The sequence below is a fragment of the Burkholderia sp. BCC0322 genome, assembly GCF_902833045.1.
Lineage (GTDB): Bacteria > Pseudomonadota > Gammaproteobacteria > Burkholderiales > Burkholderiaceae > Burkholderia.
In genome coordinates this window covers 108,313-127,381 of the sequence record NZ_CADFDU010000003.1, presented here as the reverse complement: position 1 = coordinate 127,381, position 19,069 = coordinate 108,313, and the positions used below count along the sequence as shown (strand labels likewise).

The following is a 19,069-nucleotide window of genomic DNA, read 5'->3' as shown; positions in this document are numbered from 1 at the left end:
TTCATGAAACGACAGCTCACCACCGAGGCGACCCGTCTCGCCCAACAGCAGGCCAACTGGGCCCTCACCGCGTTCAAGCGCTTCTCGTCCGACCGCTGCTCCGCGATGGCCGCGGGCATCGCGTTCTTCTCCGCATTCTCGCTTGCGCCGATGCTCGTGATGGTGATCGCGGTCGCCGGCTGGTTCTACGGCGACGACGCCGCGCGCGGCCAGGTATTCGAACAGGCGCACCAGTTGATCGGGGACGACGCGGCGGCCAGCATCCAGACGATCGTGCAGAACGCGCATCGCGCAGGCGAGCGCGGCGGCCTCGCGACACTGATCTCGTTCGCCGCGCTCGCGATCGGTGCGTCGGCCACCTTCGCGTCGCTCAGCGCCGCGCTCAGCGTGATCTGGCCGGCCACCGAAAACCGCTGGTCGAGCATGCTTGGGCTGGTGCGCGTGCGGCTGATTTCGTTCGGGCTCGTGCTTGGCGTCGCGTTCCTCCTGATCGTGTCGCTCGTGCTCGACACCGCGATCACGTTCGTCGGCACCTGGCTGCTGGGCGATTCGCCGTATGTCGTCGTCACGAACGTCGTGCAATTCTTCGTCGGCATCGCGGTGCTCGCGGCCGCATTCGCCGCGCTGATGAAGTTCCTGCCCGACGCGCGCGTCGCGTGGCGCGACGCCGCGGTCGGCGGCGTCGTGTCCGCGATCCTGTTCTCCGGCGGCAAGAAGCTGTTCGCGCTGTACCTCGCGCATGCGGGCACAGCCAGTGCATTCGGCGCAGCCGGATCGTTCGCGGTCCTGTTGATGTGGTTGTACTTCTCCGCGATCGTGCTGCTGCTCGGCGCGGAATTCGCGGCAGCCCGCGGCGACGCGCATCGGCTTGCCGGCATCGCATCGGCCGAATCCGCTCAAACCGAACGCGCGCGCGGCGACTGATCCGCCACGTCTCCGAAATGCGGCGCGCGCAGCGCCTCGCGCGCAGCGAAATTGCCTCCTGCACGCCCGCGCGACTCCCGCAACCCCGCTGTCCGCCGCGCATTCGCGCGGCGCGGGCGCGTCCGTTGCACGCCGGCACGTTCGCGGCTGCAACGGCAAACGTTTGCAAGCGCTCATTTCGGTGCTCCAACCAGCCGAAACGGGGCGTCCACCTCGGTGTGCATCACACACTGAAACAATCGCCCGGTATCAATTGTCAACTATTTCAAAAACAGGAACAGTTGTTGATGTGCTTGATATATATGGACTTTTTGGTGCTGTTACCTTTTCGAGACACTTTATTTTTTAAGCTTTCTTGCGTCGATGGCACTGAGCTATTCTCCAATCCGCAACAAATAACGATGAATCACTTGCGTGGAGAAACTCAACGATGAAGAAACTTGCTCTCTCGACCCTCTCGCTCGCCCTGCTGGGCGCCGCCGGCGCTGCTCAGGCACAGTCGAGCGTGACGCTGTACGGCGTGATCGACACGTCGATCACCTATGTTCACGGTAACGCAGGTCAAGGCAACAATTCGTGGTCGATGGGTAGCGGCAACCTGCAAGGCAGCCGTTTCGGCCTGAAGGGTTCCGAAGACCTCGGTGGTGGCCTGAAGGCGATCTTCCAGTTGGAAAACGGCTTCAACTCGGCATCGGGCGCACTGGGTCAGGGTGGTCGCATGTTCGGCCGCCAGGCATTCGTCGGCCTGGAAAGCAGCCAGTACGGCACGCTGACGCTGGGTCGTCAGTATGACCCGCTCGTCGACCTGGTTCAGGCAGTCACGGCTGACAACTACTTCGGCAGCGTGTTCGCCACGCCGGGCGACGTCGACAACAACGACAACAGCCTGCGCGTCAGCAACGCAATCAAGTACACGTCGCCGGTGTTCGCCGGCCTCCAGTTCGAAGGCATGTACGCTCTCGGCGGCGTCGCCGGCTCGACCGGCAAGGGTCAGACGTGGGCCGCCGCAGCAGCCTACAACAACGGCCCGCTCGGCGTGGCTGCAGGTTACTTCCACGCGAACAACGCATCGGCGCTCACGGCTGGCAAGCGCGGCGGCTGGACCGGTACGTCGGACGCAATCTTCGACGGCGACACCGGCACGACCTTCATCAACAACGCGTTCACGTCGTCGACGTCGATCGGCATCGCGCAAGTGGCCGCCCAGTACGCATTCGGCCCGGTGACGGTCGGTGCCGGCTACAGCAACGCCCAGTACAAGGCTGACGGCGCGTCGACGTTCGGCACGAACCAGAAGTACAACACGGGTCGCGGATTCGTCACGTACCAGGCATCGGCACCGCTGCTGCTGGGCCTCGGCTACATCTACACGAAGGGTAGCGGCGACAACAACGCCAAGTACCATCAGGTTTCGCTCGGCGCGGATTACTCGCTGTCGAAGCGCACGGACGTCTACCTGGTTGGCGCGTACCAGCACGCAAGCGGCAAGAACGCGGACGGCAGCGATGCGCAAGCATCGATCGGCTCGTACGGTATCGCCGGCAAGAGCTCGCAAGAGCTGGTCGCCCTCGGCCTGCGCCACAAGTTCTAAAAACGACGTACCCGGCGTGCATGGCGTCTCCGACGCCTTGCCGCCGAACTGGAAAGCCAGTCATCGGTTTCGGCCATGGCTGGCTTTTTTTCGTCCGTCGCCGGCGGCCCGGCACGGCCCGCTCCCGCCGACGGCCGATACCCGGGCACCCCGAGGCACTTCAGCCGGCCGGCAGCGGCGCCTGGCGGCTGCAATACGCCGGAAACGCGATTTCCTGACGCAAGAGCGTCTCGCCGTGTGCACGCCGGACGACGACGATCCGCACTATCGGCGCCACGGATCCGGTGCAACGGCCGCTTGCCCCGGCGTGTCGATTTCGGCGGTCTTCATCCGTCGTATCGAGGTCGGCACGCGATTTGCGCCCCGGCCAATGCAGACAGGAGATACGCCATGACGATTCAGAAGATCACGCCCTTCCTCTGGTACGCGGCGGAAGCCGAAGAAGCCGCAGCCTTCTATGCGGGCATCTTTCCGGATTCGCGCATCGTGCGCGTCACCGCGGTGCCCGGCACCGACGGCACGCGGATGGTCGAGTTCGAGCTGTTCGGGCAACCGTTCTTCGCGATGAGCCACCCGCGCACCGACACGTTCAACCATGCGATCTCGCTGCTGGTCAGCTGCGCCGACCAGGCGGAGCTCGACCGCTACTGGAACGCCCTGCTCGACAACGGCGGCACGGCCGACGCCTGCGGCTGGCTGAGAGACCGCTACGGCGTCTCGTGGCAGATCGTTCCGGAAGCGCTGATCCCGATGATGTCCGACCGGGACACCGTCAAGGCCACGCGCGTGGCCGCCGCGATGATGCAGATGGTCAAGCTCGACGACGCCGCGCTGAAAGCCGCCTATGCCGGCACGGCGGGCTGACGAAGCAGCCCGCCGCACAGCGCGTGCGCGATGACGCGCCGGATCGCCGGCAGGCATCCGGCTCGACCGCATGCGTGCGCGGCATCTGCCGCTACGGCGACAGCATCGATTCGACCGTTCGCCGCGTGTAGCCGATGAATGCGGCAAGGGGGTCACCCGACAGGATCGCCACATCGTCCTCGCCGCCGAGACAAGCGGCGCGCACCGCCGCGACAACCGGCCGATATGTTTCCGGCAAGCGTTCCAGTATCCATGTCGCGGCGACGTCCTTGGATGCGATCCTGCCGGTCGCGGCGCTGCACGGTTTCAGCCCGCCGTCGAGCGCCGATTCGAACAGGTGGATCGCCTTCAGCGTCGCGCCGAGATGCCGCGCGATCGCGTCGCACGCCGCGGCGGACCTGGGCTGCGATTTCGTCGGGAATGGCTTCGGTCGCGATGCGTGACCCTCGCGCTGCGCACGCAACCGGCGCAGCGAGCGCGACGGTCAGCGGCGGATCCGCTGCAAACGCGCAAGCGGATTGCCGCTCGTCATCGCGCGTGCGCGGCGCGTCTTCCGGAGTACGTCACGCGTCGAGCCGGCCCTTCCGCCATATCGCTGCTTCGCTGCCGCGCGATTTGCGCAGCGCAATAAAAATCCCCGCACGCTTTCGCGTACGGGGATCGTCGGACATCGCGACGGCTGCCGACATGCATTCGGCAGCCGTCGCGCGGCATTACGCCGCCGCGTCCTTCAGCTTCTTCAGCGCACGTGCCTTCACGCGCACGCTGGCCGGCTTCGCCGGGAACCAACGCTCTTCGCCCGTGAACGGATCCTTGCCGAAGCGCTTCTTCTTCGCCGGCACGACTTGTGCCGTGATCTTCAGCAGACCCGGCAGCGTGAACTCGCCCGCGCCCTTCTTGTGGACCGAGCCCAGCACGACGTTCTCGAGTGCGACGAGCACTGCCTTGACCGCCTTCACTTCGACAGCTGCGCGCTCAGCGATGTGCGTTGCGAGCGATGCCTTCGTGAACTTGTCCTTCAGCGGCGTCGGAGCGGCCGGTGCCGCCTTCGCGACAACCTTCTTGGCCACTACTTTCTTCGCGGGCGCAGCCTTTTTGGCAGCCACTTTCTTGGTGGCCGGTGCGGCAGCCTTTTTGGCCACCTTTTTAGCGGAAGTCGCCATGTTTCTCCTACCAGGTGTGGTCGTTGGATACACGAAGCGTGCAACGCGCGCGCTTCAACGCCGGATTCTACAAGCGCCTTGACGCTTCGTGCAGTACTTTTATGCGTTTTCGCGGGGTTTCCCGCAGGTTTTTTTGCATGCGGCCGATTGCATCGACGCTCCAGCATCGAAAAACGCCTTCACGTAGGCAGCCGAACGCGAATTACGTTCGATATTTGCGCACCTATACTGGGCTCGCTCAATGCCCGGATGCCGCCATGCGCGAAGCCAGATACGTCAAAGGACTCGACGGCCTGCGAGCCCTCGCCGTCATCCTCGTTTTCCTGTCCCACAAGGGCCACGTCCTTGCCGTCGACCTCGGCAAGCTGGGCGTGTGGACGTTTTTCCTCATCAGCGGATTCCTGATCGTCGGCGAGCTGCATCGCAACCGCCAGGCGGTCGAGCGCGGCGCCATGACGCGCCGCCATGCGCTCGCGCTGTTCCTCGCGAAACGCGCGCTGCGGATCTTTCCCGTCTATTACCTGCTGCTCGCCGCGCTCGCGATCGCGCACGCGCTGTTCTACCAGCGCGGCGTCAATCTCGGACTCGCGTGGCACGCGGTGTTCCTGTCGAATTACTGGATCGGCGTCGTCAAGGACGGCTGGCCGGGCTCCACGTCGCACTTCTGGAGCCTCGCAGTTGAACAGCAGTTCTATCTGATTGCGCCGCTCGCGCTGCTCGCGGTGCCGGCCGCGCGACACGTCGCGCTCGGCATCGCGGCCGTCGTGCTGTGCGCGCTCACGCATCTCGCGCTCTACCTGTGCGACGCGTCGCCGGTGCTGATCTACGCATTTTCGCCGTGGAATTTCGCGCTGATTGCGCTTGGCGGCGTCGGCGCGATCGTGCTCGCCGATCGCGGTGCGGCCGCCGTGCGCCGCGTTGCGCCCGGCTGGCTCGGCGCCGCAGGCGTCCTGTTCTTCGTCGTGCTGCCGGCTTGCACGACCTTGCCCGGCGCGATCGCGGGGCTCGCGGATCTCGGCCTGTCCGCCTCGCTCGGCGCGCTGCTGCTGTGGATCGTCAGCAAACCCGAGCATCCGGTCGTGGCGCGGCTCGACTGGGCGCCGCTCGCCTATCTCGGCACGATCAGCTACGGCTTCTACCTGTTCCACAACCTGATTCCGGCGCGTTTCGGCGTGCTGCCTGCGCACGTCGCGCAGGTGGCCATACCGGAAATCGTCCGCGACACGCTACCCGAGATGCTGCAGTTCGCGCTCGCCGTGCTGCTCGCGCACCTGTCCTGGCGCTATCTCGAAAAACGGCTGCTCGATTTCAAGAAGCCGGTCGCCGTGATGCTGGCCCGGCATTTCGTCGCGCGGCCGGGCACGTCGGCACGTTGAACGCAGTACGGATGCGGCGACGATCGAACGTAGAAGCCGCGATTCAGGCCACAACCGGGAGCTGACACTCGATGAGCGAGGCGTCGCCGCGTCGCTTCGGCGACCGGCGCCGGCAGAACCGGTACGGTCACAAACGTCGATGTACGTCGCGCTACCGAATCGCCGATCCGGTCGCCCAGACGCCCGCTGCGGCACCGGTTTCAAGCGTGACGCCCGTTCGTGTCGAAGCGCCCCGCTCCGCACGCGGCACCACTCTCGAAGCCGGTCCGCCACGACACACACGCCGACGGCACGCACCACGATCGCGCAACCGCGTGCCTGTCCATGCAAAAAAGCCCCGGCGCCTGAGCGGCCGGGGCCAACGGAACAACCACCACCTGAAACAACGGAGCGCGGGGCTGCTTACGCGACAGCAGCCAGCGCGGGCAAGCAGGTACGCAGGTACGCCTCGAATTCGCGGCTCACTTCCGGATGCTGGAGCGCGAGCTCGACGGTTGCCTTGAGATAGCCGATCTTGCTGCCGCAGTCGAAGCGCGTGCCGTAGTAGCGATATGCGAGCACCTGCTCGTTCGCGAGCAGCGTCTGCACGGCATCGGTCAGTTGCAGTTCGCCGCCTGCGCCCGGCTTGAGCTTGCGCAGGTGATCGAAGATCGTCGGCATGAACACGTAGCGCCCGACCACGCCGAGATTCGACGGCGCATCTTCGGGAGCCGGCTTCTCGATGATGCCCGACAGCTTGATGATGTCCTCTTCCCATTCGCGGCCTTCGACGACGCCGTACGAGCGGCTGTCGTCGCGTGCGATCGTCTCGACCCCGATCACCGAGCTGTGATAGTGGTCGAACACGTCGACGAGCTGCTTGAGCACCGGCTGCTCGCCGTGCAGCAGGTCGTCGGCGAGGATCACCGCGAACGGCTCGCCGTGCACGAGTTTTTCCGCGCACAGCACCGCATGGCCGAGACCGAGCGCTTCCGGCTGGCGCACGTAGAAGCAGTTGACGTGGCTCGGCTTGATGCCGCGCACGAGTTCGAGCAGCTTTTCCTTGCCGCGCGCCTCGAGCTCGGCCTCGATCTCGTACGACTTGTCGAAGTGATCCTCGATCGCGCGCTTGCTGCGCCCGGTGACGAAGATCATCTCGGTGATACCTGCGTTGATCGCTTCCTCGACCGCGTACTGGATCAACGGCTTGTCGACGACGGGCAGCATTTCCTTCGGGCTCGCCTTCGTTGCCGGGAGGAACCGCGTGCCGAGACCGGCAACGGGGAACACGGCCTTGGTGACTTTCAACATGTTCGCATCCTGATTGCGTTGACTGCGCCGCGTCGACCCGGGACCCGGCGCGATTGTGTTCCGAACGGCATATCGACAATCGACGGCACTGCCAATTCGACTCCGCTCATTTTCGATATGGACTGATTGCCCAATGATTCCGGAAAAAATATAATCCTTTCAACCCGGTCGATATTGCCGAACCGAGTGCCGAAGCAGAAACAAATTACCGATTTTCCAGATACAAATTCTTACGACTCGAATTCCTCGATATAGGGCACGCCGCCCCGTTCGAGCCCCGGGCGAATCGGCTCGTTCTTCAGCGCCTCGCGGTACGCCGACAGCATGGCCATGACCAGCAGTACTGCAGCGCTTGCGATCCAATGCATGTCCATCTTGCCGCTCCTTGCATCAATCAACTGGAGCTTCAAATTATCAGAAAAAAATCGGTAAATAATTGACCTGCCTCGTGGGACCGTTTTCCGAACGCGATGAGACCATGATGTGGAATTCCGATATTTCCCGGCGAGATTTTTTTATTCATTGATCGAATTCTTGCGCATTACGATTGGATGAAACTTCCCGTCCATCCGTCGCAAGGAATCGAATCGCATGCAAGCTTTCAGCGGATCGTCTCTGGCCGCGCCGCCCGTCGCCGATCACAAGGAACACGTGATCGACGCGATGCGCGGCTTCGCGGCGCTGCTCGTCGCCTATTTCCACTGCCGGCAGGTCGTCTGGGTCGGCATGCAAAGCTTCCATCACGCTTACGGCCATGCGCTCAGCCCGAGCGCGATCGCCGGCTACCTGACCTTCCCGTTCGCGTGGGGCTCCGCCGGCGTGCCGATCTTCTTCGTGATCAGCGGCTACTGCATCCACCGCAACGCGGCGCTCAAGCTCGCGGCCGATCCCGCGTACCGGCTCGACGCGCCGAACTTCTGGGTGCGCCGGTTCGCGCGCATCTACCCGGTGCTGCTCGCCGCGCTGCTGTTCACGCTCGCGCTCGACTCGCTCAGCCTGCAGATCGAACCTGTCAGCCACAAGATCCGTGACGTCGGCCTCGTCGCGTTCCTCGTGAACCTGTGCTCGGTGCAGGGCGTCGCCGGCTACACGTACGGGTCGAACGGCGCGCTGTGGACGCTGTCGCTCGAAGTGCAGTTCTACGCGATCTACCCGCTGCTGTTCGCGCTGCGCCGGCGCATCGGCATGCCAGCGGTCGTGGCCGCGGTCGCGCTCGTCAACGTCGCGTCGGCGTGGTTGCTCGAACGGCACGATCTGCAGTTCTTCACGTCGTACTGGCTGTCCTGGACGATCGGCGCGTGGATCGCCGACGTGCGTGCGCAGCAGGCGCGCGGCGGCGGCGCGGCCACCGTGCCGTCGCGTGCGTGGTACGGCGCGGCAGCGGTGCTGCTGGCCGCCGGCTGCGGCGCGTTCCATTACGGCCAGTACGGCGCGTTCCAGCTGTGGTCGGCCGGCTTCGCATGCTTCCTGTACCGTGCGCTCGCCCGCCCGCCGCACCCGACGCCGCCGCTGCGCGTGCTGAGCTGGTTCGGCGACTTCAGTTACTCGCTGTACCTGATCCACTTGCCGCTGTTCGTCTGCCTCGGCTCGGTGCTGTTCCATTCCGAGCTGCAGTTGTCGATCTGGCCGTCGTTCGCGTTCATGGCTGCCGCGATCCCAGTCGCGTACGTGTTCTACCGGACGTTCGAACGGCCCGCGATGACGTGGTCGGCCAGCTTCAGGCCGGCCCGCCCCGCCCGGGTCGTCACGCCGGCGCCCGAACGAGCAGTCTGACCCGGAAGGTCCGCTTTCCCGAGCCCCTGCGCGGCGTCCCGCTGCGCGGGGGCTTTTTCACGGCTTGAGCGGGTTGGCACGGCGCGTTGGCAGGGTGGGCCAGCCTCTCGGCGTCGGGCCGCGCTACGGCCCGCATGAGCCGTCCTCGACCGACTTTCATCACCGGGACTGTCTGGGCGCAGCCTTCTGGCGTCACCCACCACTCCCTCCCGATAGACGAGCGGCCAAACGCGCACCGTACACAGCGCATAACAACCCGCCCGGCAAAGGCCCCCGACGCTGACAAACAAAGCCCCCACGCAGCACACCGCCGCATGAGGGCTCGTTTCCCGCCGGCTCGCGCCGATTACTATTGCTTCGCCCTCGCGGCCTTCGCCGTATCCGCGAGGATCTTCTCCACCCGCTCCACATACGTTTCGGTGCCGAACCGGCGCACCGCCGTCGCACGCCCGCTCGCGACGAGCCGCTCGCGCAGCGCACCGTCGCGCTTCAGCGTATCCAGCGCATCGGCCAGTGCGGTCGCGTCGCCCGGCGCGCAGAGCAGCCCGTTGTCGCCGTCCTCGATGATCTCGACGACACCGCCCGCGCGAGCCGCGACGACCGGCCGCCGCGCGAGCATCCCCTCGACGATCACGCGCCCGAACGGCTCGGGCGTGATCGACGTGTGCGCAACGACATCGACCGCCGTCATGCACGCGGCCACGTCGCGCTGGAACCCGAGGAAATGCACGCGCGCGTCCATCCCGTGCCGGGCAACGTATTCATGCAGCTGCGCGGCGTATTCGTCCTCGCCGAACAGCGGTGCGCCGACCAGCACCACGTGCATGTCGGGATGCCGCGCAGCGGCCTCCAGCAGCACGTGCTGCCCCTTCCAGTGCGCGAGGCGGCTGAACGAGCCGACGAGCCATGCGTGCTCGGGCAACCCCAGCCGCGCGCGCAGCGCGGCCTGGCTGACGCCTTCCAGCGCATCGAACGGCTCGGCCGAAATACCGTTGAACACGACGTCGACGTGCTGCGGCGTGAAGCCCGTCAGCTTACGGAACGCCTGCGCAGACGCATCCGAATTCGCGATCACGCGCGTGACGCCGAGCCGCGCGCAGTACTTGATCGCCAGCAGTTGCTTGCTGCCGAAATGGTCGGTGCTGACGATGTCGCGCAGGTGCCACACCACCGGCTTGCGCGCAAGCCGCCCGGCCAGCGCGGCGACCACCATCGCGCGCTGCGTGTTCGCGTAGATCACCTCGGCACGGCGTGCGCGGCGCGCGACGTCGCGCACCAGCCGCACGAGCTGTTTCACCGCGCCGACCGACACGCCGCCCTGCTTGCGCACACCCGCGAGCGCCCCCTGGTCGACCACGTCGACGCGCGCGCCGATCTCGTCGAGCGCCGCACGGAACGGGCCGTCGTCGAACAGCAGGACATCGGCGTTCGCGCGCGTGTGCTTCATGATCTCGAGCAGCGACAGCTCGGCGCCGCCCAGCACGCCGCTCTGGTCGAGCACGAGCGTCGCCGGGCCGCGCGGGGCCGGCATCGGCGCGATGGCCGTACCACGCTGCGCGGTCGAGCCAGGCAGCGCGGCTTCGACATAGTCGAGAAAGCGCCGCCGGAACGTATCGGCGGAGAATCGCTCCGCGTTCGCGCGGCAGGCGTCCGGCGTGAAGCGCTGCGGCGCACGCTCGAAATCGTCGACGGCCGCGACGATCGCGTGCGGCGTCTGTTCGTCGAAAAAGAGCCCGGTCGGATTCAGGCTCGATTGCGGGTCGAGCACGGTTTCGAGCGCGCCGCCCTTGCCGTACGCGATCACCGGCGTGCCGCACGCCTGCGCCTCGACCACCGAGATCCCGAAATCCTCCTCGGCAGCGAACACGAACGCCTTCGCGCGGCGCATCCGGTCGTGCAGCACCGCGAACGGCTGGTAGCCCATGATCTCGACGTTCGGGCCGGCCTTCGCCCGGATCTTCTGCATCTCGGGGCCGTCGCCGATCACGACGAGCTTGCGCTCGGGCGTCCGCGAGAACGCGTCGACGATCAGGTCGATCTTCTTGTACGGCACCATCCGCGACGCGGTCAGGTAGAAATCCTCCTTCTGCGCGTTCAGCGAAAACGCGTCGACATCGACCGGCGGGAAGATCACCGCCGCGTCGCGGTGGTAGACCTTCTTGATGCGCCGCGCGATGAACGCGGAGTTCGCGACGAAGCCGTCCACCGCGTTCGCGGTGCGCGTGTCCCAGTTGCGGATGTAATGCAGGATCATCCGTGCGAGCAGCGATTTCGGCCCGTGCGTGAGGTTCGACTGTTCCAGGTACTGGTGCTGCAGATCCCACGCATAGCGGATCGGCGAATGCACGTAGCTGATGTGCACCTGGTCCGGCCCCGTCAGCACGCCCTTCGCGACCGCGTGGCTGCTCGAAATCACGAGGTCGTACTCGGACACGTCGAGCTGCTCGATCGCGAGCGGCATCAGCGGCAGGTAGCTGCGGTACTTGGTGCGCGCGAACGGCAGCTTCTGGATGAACGTCGTCGTCACCGGCTTGCCGCGCACGAACGCCCGATCGTCGAGGAAGTCGACGAGGCTGAACAGGTCCGCGTCCGGAAAACACGCGACGATCTGCTCGAGCACGCGCTCGGCGCCTGCATAGGTGACGAGCCAGTCGTGGACAATCGCCACGCGCAGCGCGCGCGACGCATGGCGCGCGCCGGCGCGTTCGGCCGGCGCGGACCGGCGCAGCACGGCGGCATCGCCCGCTTCGGCCACGGCCGCATCGGCGGTGGCGAGATTCAACACGGCGTGTTCCGCCAGATCGCGATTCATACGGTTCTCCTCGCATTGAGACGGACGAACAGGTCGCGCACGAGCGCACGCAACCCCGGCGTCATCGTGAACGACCACGCAAGATTCAGCAGCAGCACGGCCGCGCACAGGCCGATCGACTCGACGAGCCCCGGCCACGCCTGCGCCAGAAACAGGCTCGCGAGCAGGAAGGCCAGGTGCGCGAGCATGTCGAGCACGATCGCGCGCATCCGGATCGCCGACAGGTACAGCAGCACGCCGTAGTCGACGAGCGCACGCGCGGCAACCACCACCGCCGCACCGATCAGCCCGAAGTGATGAATGCCGAACCACAGGCCACCGACGAAGAACGGCATCTCGACGAGCCCGGCGAACGCCGCGCGGGCCGGGTTGACCTGCGACTGGATCAGGATTCGCGTGACGCTCGCCTGGCCGACGAGCCACACGCTGATCACCAGCACGCGGCCGACCGGCGCCGAATGCGCGGCGAGATCTGCGCCGACCCACAGCGTGAGGAACGGCGCGAGCGCGAAGATCGCGACGATGCCGACCGGCGTGAACACGCCGTTCAGGAATTCGAGCGACTGGCGCGCGAGCGTGTCCGCATGGTCGCGGCCCACCGCCGACAGGCGCGGGAACAGCGTGCGCACGAGCGCGTTGGGCAGCATGTTCAGGCGCGTGACGAGGTTCTGCGGCACCGTGTAGTAAGTGACGAACTTTGCCCCCATCCCCGCACCGAGCATCACGCGGTCGAGCGTGTCGGCGATCATGCTCGTCGTGCTCGCGATCAGCATCCAGCCGCCGAAGTTGAACAGCCCTTTCGCGGTGCCCCACTGCGGCGGATCGATGCGCCGGATGCCGAGCACCTTGATGCTGGCGTGGCCGAGCATCACCGCCGCGATCAGGCGCGCGACGACTGCCGCGGCGAGCACCGTCTGCAGGTTCGGCGCGATCCACCACGCGGCGCCGAGCGGCAGCAGCTGGAACAGGAACGTGCCGATCGTCTGGTTCGTGTTGAACACGCCGAAGCGTTCGGCGCCGTTGATCGCGCCGGCGAACACCCACGACACGTTCGCCAGCGGAATCGCGAGCGCGAGCCACGGCAGCGCGAGATACACCTCGTGCTGCATCGCCGCCGACACCTTCGTGAAGTACGCGGTGTAGATGAATGCGCCGAAATAGATCAGCAGCCCGCCCACGATGCCGGTGCCGAGGTTCAGCCAGAACGCGCTCCAGAACACGCGCGCGCTTTCGTCGGCGTTGCCGCTCGCGAGCGCCTTCGAGATGTGGTTCTGCGCGGCCATGCTCATCCCGAGATCGAGAATCCCGAAATAGCCGATCAGCGTCCACACGAGGCTGACGACGCCATAGCGTTCGACGCCGAGCGCATGGATATAGGCGGGCACGGTGACCAGCGACACGAAGGTCGGCAGGATCAGCCCGATGAAGTTGATCGAAACGTTCTTGAGTATGCCTTTGTCCATGCTTGTGCCTTGTGTGACGTCGCCCGTCACGGTTTCCAGCGATACGTCAGCACCTTGCCGCGCGCGTCTTCCTCGACGAACACCAGGTACTCGCCGTTTTCGCGGCGGAACGCGCTAATGCCGAACGGCACGTCGACCCAGCCGGATGCCTTGCCGACCTCGGCGCCGGGGCTCATCACGCCCACTTCCTTGCCGGTTTCCTTGTCGTACACGTGGATCTTGCCGACCGGCTCCACCCCGAACAGGTAGCGGCCCTCGACCGTGATCCCGATCAGGTCGAAGATCGGCTTCGCGTCGAGTTGCCACGGCAGCGCGACTTGGTAGCGCACGACCGGCGCGCCCGTCGACCACTTGTCGAAGCGCACCAGCACGCGGCCGACTTCCTTGTTGATGCCCGGCTGCGGCGGCGCGTCGGCCGTGTAGCCGGTCACGTACAGCGTGTCCGTCTGCGCGTCGTAGATCGAGCGGCGCAATTGCGTGAACGGCTGCGGCATCGGGTAGGTCGTGACCTTGTCGTACGAGTAGATCGGGTTGCCGGCCTTGTCGACGCCGCCATAGCGGAAGCGGTGGATGCCGCGCACGTCGCTCGTGCGCCAGATGTCGCCCTTCGTGTCGACCCACCAGCCCCAGCCACCCGCCTTCGCCTTGCCCGTCGTGTTGAGCTCGAACTCGTCGGCATCCAGCCGGCCATTGCCGTTTGCGTCGCGCCACAGCCAGTCGCCGCCCGGCGGCTTGTTCGGCACGTTGTCGACCGGCCGCGCACGGCCCGCGATCAGGCCGGACGGAATCGCGACTTCGCCATCGCGCTTCGCATCGAAGCGGTAGATCTTCAGGTGATCGGCGTACATGTCGGTCAGGTACAGGAACGTGCGGCCGTCGACGCGGCGCGCGATCGGCATGCCCGGCCATTGGTCCGTGTGGAACACGGGGTCGTCCGGATACTTGAAGCGGTTCGACAGGAAGCCGACGTATTTCCAGTCCTGGCCGGGCGGCTTCGACAGGTCGAGCTCGAAGCGCTTGTTGCCCGTGTACACGCTGTTCGGCCGCGCCGGGTCGAGCCACGCGCCGTCGACGAACAGCAGCCCCTGCACCTGCCAGCGCGGCTTGCCGTCCGGCGTATAGCTTTCGAGCACCGCGCCGAGCCCTGCGCCGATCGTGTCGTGACGCGGCCCGATGCCGTTCATCGACACATAGATGTTGCCCGCGCGGTCGACGCCGACGCCCGTCAGCCCGTTGAAGCGCTGCGGCCCCGGCCGGCCCGGCACCGGGCCCGCGAAAATGCCGCCGCGCTCGCCGAGCGTGCCCGACTGCGCATAGCCCTTGCCGCCTTTCGAGAAGATCAGGATCTGCTGGCGCGGCCCGTTGTCCGCGACGAGCACACGCCCTTTCGTGTCGACCGCCACGTCCACCGCGTCGGTGCCGTCGGGCAGCGCGGGCGCGTCGTCGAGCTTGCGGCCGTCCGCGCGCACGTGCACCAGGTGCGCGGGCCCGTTGATCGTATCCGTGAGCAGCCACAGCGTGCCGTCGCCCGCGAGCGCGATGCGGCCCGGCTCGTGCGCGCTCCACGTGCCCTTCTGCTGCATCGTCTCCGCGTCGTACACGTCCACCGCGTCGCGCGACGGATTCGTCGCGAACAGCGTCTTGTCGTCAGCCGCGAGGCCGCCGACTTCCGCCTTCTGCTCGCCCACTTCCGAGCGCGCGGGCGCCACCACCTCGTTCATCATCATGAAGCTCGCGGCCATCCGCGCGCGGCCGGGGTCCGCCCGGCCGCCCGGCGCGACCTGCGGCGCCGCGCGAAACGGCGCGGGCTGCTTCAAGTCGCCGATCGCGCGGCGCGAGATGCCGAACCACTGCTTGCCCTTGTCCGGCCAGATGCCGGGCGACTGCAGGTGGCCGCGCTCGTTGCCGACACCGATCGCGACGTACGCGTACTTGCTGTTGACGGCGATCGCGCTGCCGCCGAGGTTGCCCCAGCCGTGTGTGCCGCCCGCGAAGCCGAGCATCTTCCCGTCCTGGTAGACGCTCGCCTCGGCCCCGCTCTCGTCCCACGGCGCATTCGTATACACCTTGCCTTCGGGCGTCACCGCGATCGCGCGGATGTCGATCTGCGTCCAGCTGCCGTCGCCATAGCCGAACGTATTGCCGATCCACGACGTCGTCGCGGGCAACACCGTTTCCGCCGGTGCGGCGCGCGTCAGCAGCGTCGCGCATACCGTCATGCCAACCAGAATCAGACGTCGCAATGCGCTTCTCCAGACTTGATGCAACAGCGACCGGCACCGCCACGGACTGCCGCCGGCGCACCCTGTCGCTAAATGGGTTTCAAACGTCGCGATGCAGGTTACAAGCAAAAATAATCACAAGAAATTTGGAAATATTTGGGGATGTTTCCGCGTGACATATCGAACCGGAACAGAGGCGGAAAGGCACTCGAAAACGGCAATAACGACCGCCTTTCGTTTTCCGATCCGTAGAAAGTGCCGCTTCGCGCCGTCTGACGGGGCCTTCCGGGCACGACTTTCCACCGCGCGACCGAAATAATCGGCATTTGAATGTTTGTCGCCAGATAAATGACGCGCGTTTTTTTGCCGATTTCTTTTCCCTAGAATCGATTTCGATTCGATATTTCATTTAATGGCATGCATTACGTTCACGTTTACGCATCGGATGTGCGACACGCCTCGGCTCACGCCGCGCGTCGCGAAGGAGCGGCGCGATGACGGGCATCTCGCGACCCGCGGACCTCACCCCGCCGCAACACGGCCGCATCGTGCAGCTCGACGGGCTGCGTGCGATCGCGGTCGGTGCCGTGTTCCTGCAGCACGCACTGAAGGCGCCGCTGTGGATGGGTGTCGACCTGTTCTTCGTATTGAGCGGCCTGCTGATCACCGGCATCCTGCTCGATCGCAAGGCGCGCGGGCAGTCGTACTTCAGCCACTTCTACGCGCGCCGCGTGCGCCGCATCCTGCCGCCGTACGCGCTGCTGCTGCTGGTGTCGACGATCCTGTTCGGCGCGAGCTGGCTGCCGCACTGGCCGTGGTTCGCGTTCTTCTCGACCAACATCGGGCTGTCGCTCGGCAGCATCGGCCATGACAGCCTGAACGTGCTGTGGTCGCTCGCGGTCGAGGAGCAGTTCTATATCTTCTGGCCGTTCGTCGTGCTGTGGTGCTCGGAGCGCGCGCTGCTGTGGGTCGCCGCCGCGCTGATCGTCGCGGCTCCGGTGCTGCGCGCGATCGCGACGCCGTGGTTCGACTCGTTCTGGCCGATCTACTACCTGACGCCGTTCCGGATGGACCTGCTCGCCGCAGGCGCGCTGCTCGCGATCGTGCTGCGCCGCGACCGGCGCGCGCTGGAGCCGTTCTATCCGCTCGCGATCGCCGGCGCGCTCGTGTCGCTCGCGATCCTCGGCTGGCTGCACCTGTCGTTCCCGCGCTTTCGCGCCGCGAACACACCGCTGTCGAATGCGGCGCTCTACAGCATCTCGCTGCTGCTGTGTACGTCGATCGTCGTGATCGCACTGCGCGGCCGCGGCATCGTGCAGCGCGTGCTGACGAACCCGATGCTCGTCTACGTGGGCACCGTCAGCTACACCGTGTACCTGATCCACCTCAGCGTGCTCTACGCGCTGTGGCCGCTGCATCTGAACCGTTTCGTCACGGCGGCGCTGGCGCTCGCGATCACGCTCGCGTACGCGACCTTGAGCTGGTACGGCTTCGAACGGCGCCTGACGCGCGGCCACGCACGCCGCGCGCTGCCGGCCGCCGCCGGCACGACCGCCTGAATTTCATCATCCATCGTTTCTACCAGGACAACGTCATGAGCCAAACTCGCAAGAAGGCCATCATTACCGGGATCTCGGGGCAAGACGGCGCCTACCTGACCAAGCTGCTGCTCGACAAGGGCTACGAGGTCACCGGCACCTACCGCCGCACCAGCTCGGTGAACTTCTGGCGCATCGCCGAGCTCGGCGTCGACACGCACCCGAACCTCACGCTCGTCGAGCACGACCTGACCGACGCCGGCTCGAGCCTGCGCCTGCTCGAACGCACGCAGCCCGACGAGTTGTACAACCTCGCCGCGCAGAGCTTCGTCGGCGTGTCGTTCGACCAGCCGGCGACGACGGCCGAAGTGACGGGCCTGGGTCCGCTGAACCTGCTCGAGGCGATCCGCGTCGTGAGCCCGAAGACGCGCTTCTACCAGGCATCGACCTCCGAGATGTTCGGCAAGGTGCAGTCGATTCCGCAGACGGAAGCGACCTCGTTCTATCCGCGCAGCCCGTACGGCGTCGCGAAGCTGTACGCGCACTGGATGACGGTGAACTACCGCGAGTCGTACGGCCTGTTCGGCAGCAGCGGCATCCTGTTCAACCACGAATCGCCGCTGCGCGGCCGCGAGTTCGTCACGCGCAAGATCACCGACACCATCGCGAAGATCAAGCTCGGCAAGGCAACCCGCCTCGAGCTCGGCAACCTCGACGCGAAGCGCGACTGGGGCTTCGCGCTCGAGTACGTCGAAGGGATGTGGCGCATGCTGCAGGCCGACGAACCCGACACCTACGTGCTCGCCACCAACCGCACCGAGACCGTGCGCGATTTCGTGCGGATGGCGTTCGCCGCGGCCGGCTACCAGATCGAATGGACCGGCAAGGGTGAGCAGGAGCGCGGCCTCGACGCGTCGAACGGCAGCGTACTCGTGGAAGTGAATCCGAAGTTCTACCGCCCTGCCGAGGTCGACCTGCTGATCGGCTGCGCCGACAAGGCTAAAGCGAAGCTGGGCTGGGAACCGAAGACGACGCTCGAACAACTTTGCCAGATGATGGTCGAAGCGGATTTGACGCGGAATCAACACCATGACACGTTCTGAAGCCGGACGCCCGTCGCGCCGTGCATTCGTCACCGGTCTGACTGGCTTCACGGGCCGCTACATGGCCGAACGCCTGCAGGCGGCCGGCTATGAGGTCTGGGGCACGGTCGCGCCTGGCACGGCACGGCCCGACGATCCGGCCTTCGCGTACTGCACGCTGCTGCCCGTCGACCTGCTCGACGTGGACGCGATGCGCGCGGCGGCCGCCGACGCCCGGCCCGACGCGGTCGTGCATCTCGCCGCGCGCGCGCACGTCGCGCAGGACGAGCCGTCGCAGACTTACGCGGTCAACATCGTCGGCACGCGCAACCTGCTGGCCGCGCTCGCGGGACTCGACCGCCGCCCGTCGGCCGTGCTGCTCGCCAGCAGCGCGAACATCTACGGCAATTCGACGGCCGGCGTGCTCGACGAAACCGTCGCCCCTGCCCCGGCGAACGACTACGCGGTCAGCAAGCTCGCGATGGAATACGCAGCGAAGCTGTGGGCGGACCGGCTGCCGATCGTGATCGCGCGTCCGTTCAACTACACGGGTGTCGGCCAGAGCGATGCGTACCTGCTGCCGAAGCTCGTCGCACACTACGCGCGTAACGCACCTCGCATCTCGCTGGGCAATCTCGACGTGAGCCGCGATTTCTCCGACGTGCGCGACGTGACGGCCGCGTACCTGAAGCTGGTCGAAGCCGCGCCGGCCGGCGAGACGTTCAACGTCTGCTCGGAGCGCGCGTATTCGCTGAAGGAAGTGCTGGCGATGCTGTCGCGCATCGCCGGTTACGTGATCGACGTGACGGTCGATCCGCGTTTCGTGCGGCACAACGAGGTGAAGCGCCTGAGCGGATCGCGCGAGAAGCTGCGGCGCGCGGTGGGCGAGCTGCCCGTCACGCCGCTCGACGAAACGCTGCGATGGATGGTGGAAGCGATGCGCGACACGCCGCACAGGCACGCTGTCTGAC

General features: G+C 66.2%; 16 protein-coding genes. 9 read left to right on the top strand and 7 right to left on the bottom strand.

Going from position 1 to position 19,069, the window contains the following annotated elements; genetic code table 11:
* Positions 1 to 3: 3 nt before the first annotated feature.
* From HWX39_RS10940 to HWX39_RS10930, 3 genes are all read left to right on the top strand, one after another.
* On the top strand, positions 4 to 924 hold the full coding sequence (locus tag HWX39_RS10940) for a YihY/virulence factor BrkB family protein (protein WP_175967907.1): 921 nt from the start codon (positions 4 to 6) through the stop codon (positions 922 to 924).
* 430 nt (positions 925 to 1,354) lie between these two features.
* Entirely contained in the window at positions 1,355 to 2,515 is a 1,161-nt protein-coding gene (locus HWX39_RS10935; protein ID WP_175967905.1) for a porin, read from the top strand.
* Between the two features lie 390 nt (positions 2,516 to 2,905).
* Positions 2,906 to 3,379, top strand: a complete 474-nt coding sequence (locus HWX39_RS10930) for a VOC family protein (RefSeq protein WP_175967902.1) — start codon at positions 2,906 to 2,908, stop codon at positions 3,377 to 3,379.
* Positions 3,380 to 3,470: 91 nt separating this feature from the next.
* On the opposite strand, the gene HWX39_RS36200 is transcribed toward HWX39_RS10930, so the two are convergent.
* Positions 3,471 to 3,617, bottom strand: coding sequence for a hypothetical protein (locus HWX39_RS36200; protein WP_244134966.1), 147 nt, complete (start codon positions 3,615 to 3,617; stop codon positions 3,471 to 3,473).
* Positions 3,618 to 3,648: 31 nt separating this feature from the next.
* Here HWX39_RS36200 and HWX39_RS36195 point away from each other — a divergent pair, with 31 nt between their 5' ends.
* On the top strand, positions 3,649 to 3,822 hold the full coding sequence (locus tag HWX39_RS36195) for a hypothetical protein (protein ID WP_244134965.1): 174 nt from the start codon (positions 3,649 to 3,651) through the stop codon (positions 3,820 to 3,822).
* A gap of 270 nt (positions 3,823 to 4,092) precedes the next feature.
* On the opposite strand, the gene HWX39_RS10920 is transcribed toward HWX39_RS36195, so the two are convergent.
* Positions 4,093 to 4,542 carry an HU family DNA-binding protein gene (locus HWX39_RS10920; RefSeq protein WP_011355701.1) on the bottom strand — a complete coding sequence of 150 codons (450 nt, stop codon included), beginning with the start codon at positions 4,540 to 4,542 and terminating at the stop codon, positions 4,093 to 4,095.
* A 257-nt stretch (positions 4,543 to 4,799) separates the two neighbouring features.
* On the opposite strand from HWX39_RS10920, the gene HWX39_RS10915 reads away from it, so the two are divergent.
* On the top strand, positions 4,800 to 5,918 hold the full coding sequence (locus HWX39_RS10915) for an acyltransferase (protein ID WP_175967900.1): 1,119 nt from the start codon (positions 4,800 to 4,802) through the stop codon (positions 5,916 to 5,918).
* A gap of 402 nt (positions 5,919 to 6,320) precedes the next feature.
* On the opposite strand, the gene galU is transcribed toward HWX39_RS10915, so the two are convergent.
* Both galU and HWX39_RS10905 read right to left on the bottom strand, forming a co-directional pair.
* On the bottom strand, positions 6,321 to 7,208 hold the full coding sequence (galU, locus tag HWX39_RS10910) for a UTP--glucose-1-phosphate uridylyltransferase GalU (protein ID WP_175967897.1): 888 nt from the start codon (positions 7,206 to 7,208) through the stop codon (positions 6,321 to 6,323).
* A 230-nt stretch (positions 7,209 to 7,438) separates the two neighbouring features.
* Positions 7,439 to 7,582: a hypothetical protein gene (locus HWX39_RS10905; protein ID WP_175967895.1), complete on the bottom strand. Its 144-nt coding sequence runs from the start codon at positions 7,580 to 7,582 to the stop codon at positions 7,439 to 7,441.
* A gap of 217 nt (positions 7,583 to 7,799) precedes the next feature.
* Here HWX39_RS10905 and HWX39_RS10900 point away from each other — a divergent pair, with 217 nt between their 5' ends.
* On the top strand, positions 7,800 to 8,981 hold the full coding sequence (locus tag HWX39_RS10900) for an acyltransferase (RefSeq protein ID WP_175967893.1): 1,182 nt from the start codon (positions 7,800 to 7,802) through the stop codon (positions 8,979 to 8,981).
* A 349-nt stretch (positions 8,982 to 9,330) separates the two neighbouring features.
* Here HWX39_RS10900 and HWX39_RS10895 read toward each other — a convergent pair whose 3' ends face one another.
* The 3 genes from HWX39_RS10895 to HWX39_RS10885 are packed head-to-tail and all read right to left on the bottom strand — an operon-like array spanning position 9,331 to position 15,475.
* The gene (locus HWX39_RS10895) at positions 9,331 to 11,793 is read right to left on the bottom strand and encodes a glycosyltransferase family 4 protein (protein ID WP_175967891.1); all 2,463 of its coding nucleotides are present in this window, start codon (positions 11,791 to 11,793) and stop codon (positions 9,331 to 9,333) included.
* Positions 11,790 to 13,256 (bottom strand): flippase, encoded by a 1,467-nt coding sequence (locus tag HWX39_RS10890; protein WP_175967889.1) that lies wholly within the window; start codon positions 13,254 to 13,256, stop codon positions 11,790 to 11,792. The genes HWX39_RS10895 and HWX39_RS10890 overlap by 4 nt, the downstream gene beginning before the upstream one ends.
* Positions 13,257 to 13,282: 26 nt before the next feature.
* Entirely contained in the window at positions 13,283 to 15,475 is a 2,193-nt protein-coding gene (locus HWX39_RS10885) for a hypothetical protein (RefSeq protein WP_175968512.1), read from the bottom strand.
* A gap of 497 nt (positions 15,476 to 15,972) precedes the next feature.
* On the opposite strand from HWX39_RS10885, the gene HWX39_RS10880 reads away from it, so the two are divergent.
* Genes HWX39_RS10880 through HWX39_RS10870 form a run of 3 tightly spaced genes read left to right on the top strand, consistent with a single transcriptional unit; the run spans position 15,973 to position 19,068 of the window.
* On the top strand, positions 15,973 to 17,037 hold the full coding sequence (locus HWX39_RS10880) for an acyltransferase (protein WP_175967887.1): 1,065 nt from the start codon (positions 15,973 to 15,975) through the stop codon (positions 17,035 to 17,037).
* Positions 17,038 to 17,072: 35 nt separating this feature from the next.
* Positions 17,073 to 18,119 (top strand): GDP-mannose 4,6-dehydratase, encoded by a 1,047-nt coding sequence (gmd, locus tag HWX39_RS10875; protein WP_175967884.1) that lies wholly within the window; start codon positions 17,073 to 17,075, stop codon positions 18,117 to 18,119.
* Positions 18,106 to 19,068: an NAD-dependent epimerase/dehydratase family protein gene (locus HWX39_RS10870; protein WP_175967882.1), complete on the top strand. Its 963-nt coding sequence runs from the start codon at positions 18,106 to 18,108 to the stop codon at positions 19,066 to 19,068. The genes gmd and HWX39_RS10870 overlap by 14 nt, the downstream gene beginning before the upstream one ends.
* Position 19,069: the final 1 nt, after the last annotated feature.

Bases quoted from the DNA above. Each gene is read 5' to 3' on its own strand.
- HWX39_RS10890 (WP_175967889.1), bottom strand. From the start codon at position 13,256: ATGGACAAAGGCATACTCAAGAACGTTTCGATCAACTTCATCGGGCTG.
- HWX39_RS10870 (WP_175967882.1), top strand. From the start codon at position 18,106: ATGACACGTTCTGAAGCCGGACGCCCGTCGCGCCGTGCATTCGTCACC.
- gmd (WP_175967884.1), top strand. From the start codon at position 17,073: ATGAGCCAAACTCGCAAGAAGGCCATCATTACCGGGATCTCGGGGCAA.
- HWX39_RS10885 (WP_175968512.1), bottom strand. From the start codon at position 15,475: ATGACGGTATGCGCGACGCTGCTGACGCGCGCCGCACCGGCGGAAACG.
- HWX39_RS10895 (WP_175967891.1), bottom strand. From the start codon at position 11,793: ATGAATCGCGATCTGGCGGAACACGCCGTGTTGAATCTCGCCACCGCC.
- HWX39_RS10900 (WP_175967893.1), top strand. From the start codon at position 7,800: ATGCAAGCTTTCAGCGGATCGTCTCTGGCCGCGCCGCCCGTCGCCGAT.
- HWX39_RS10880 (WP_175967887.1), top strand. From the start codon at position 15,973: ATGACGGGCATCTCGCGACCCGCGGACCTCACCCCGCCGCAACACGGC.
- HWX39_RS10930 (WP_175967902.1), top strand. From the start codon at position 2,906: ATGACGATTCAGAAGATCACGCCCTTCCTCTGGTACGCGGCGGAAGCC.
- HWX39_RS10915 (WP_175967900.1), top strand. From the start codon at position 4,800: ATGCGCGAAGCCAGATACGTCAAAGGACTCGACGGCCTGCGAGCCCTC.
- HWX39_RS10935 (WP_175967905.1), top strand. From the start codon at position 1,355: ATGAAGAAACTTGCTCTCTCGACCCTCTCGCTCGCCCTGCTGGGCGCC.
- galU (WP_175967897.1), bottom strand. From the start codon at position 7,208: ATGTTGAAAGTCACCAAGGCCGTGTTCCCCGTTGCCGGTCTCGGCACG.
- HWX39_RS10920 (WP_011355701.1), bottom strand. From the start codon at position 4,542: ATGGCGACTTCCGCTAAAAAGGTGGCCAAAAAGGCTGCCGCACCGGCC.
- HWX39_RS10905 (WP_175967895.1), bottom strand. From the start codon at position 7,582: ATGGACATGCATTGGATCGCAAGCGCTGCAGTACTGCTGGTCATGGCC.
- HWX39_RS10940 (WP_175967907.1), top strand. From the start codon at position 4: ATGAAACGACAGCTCACCACCGAGGCGACCCGTCTCGCCCAACAGCAG.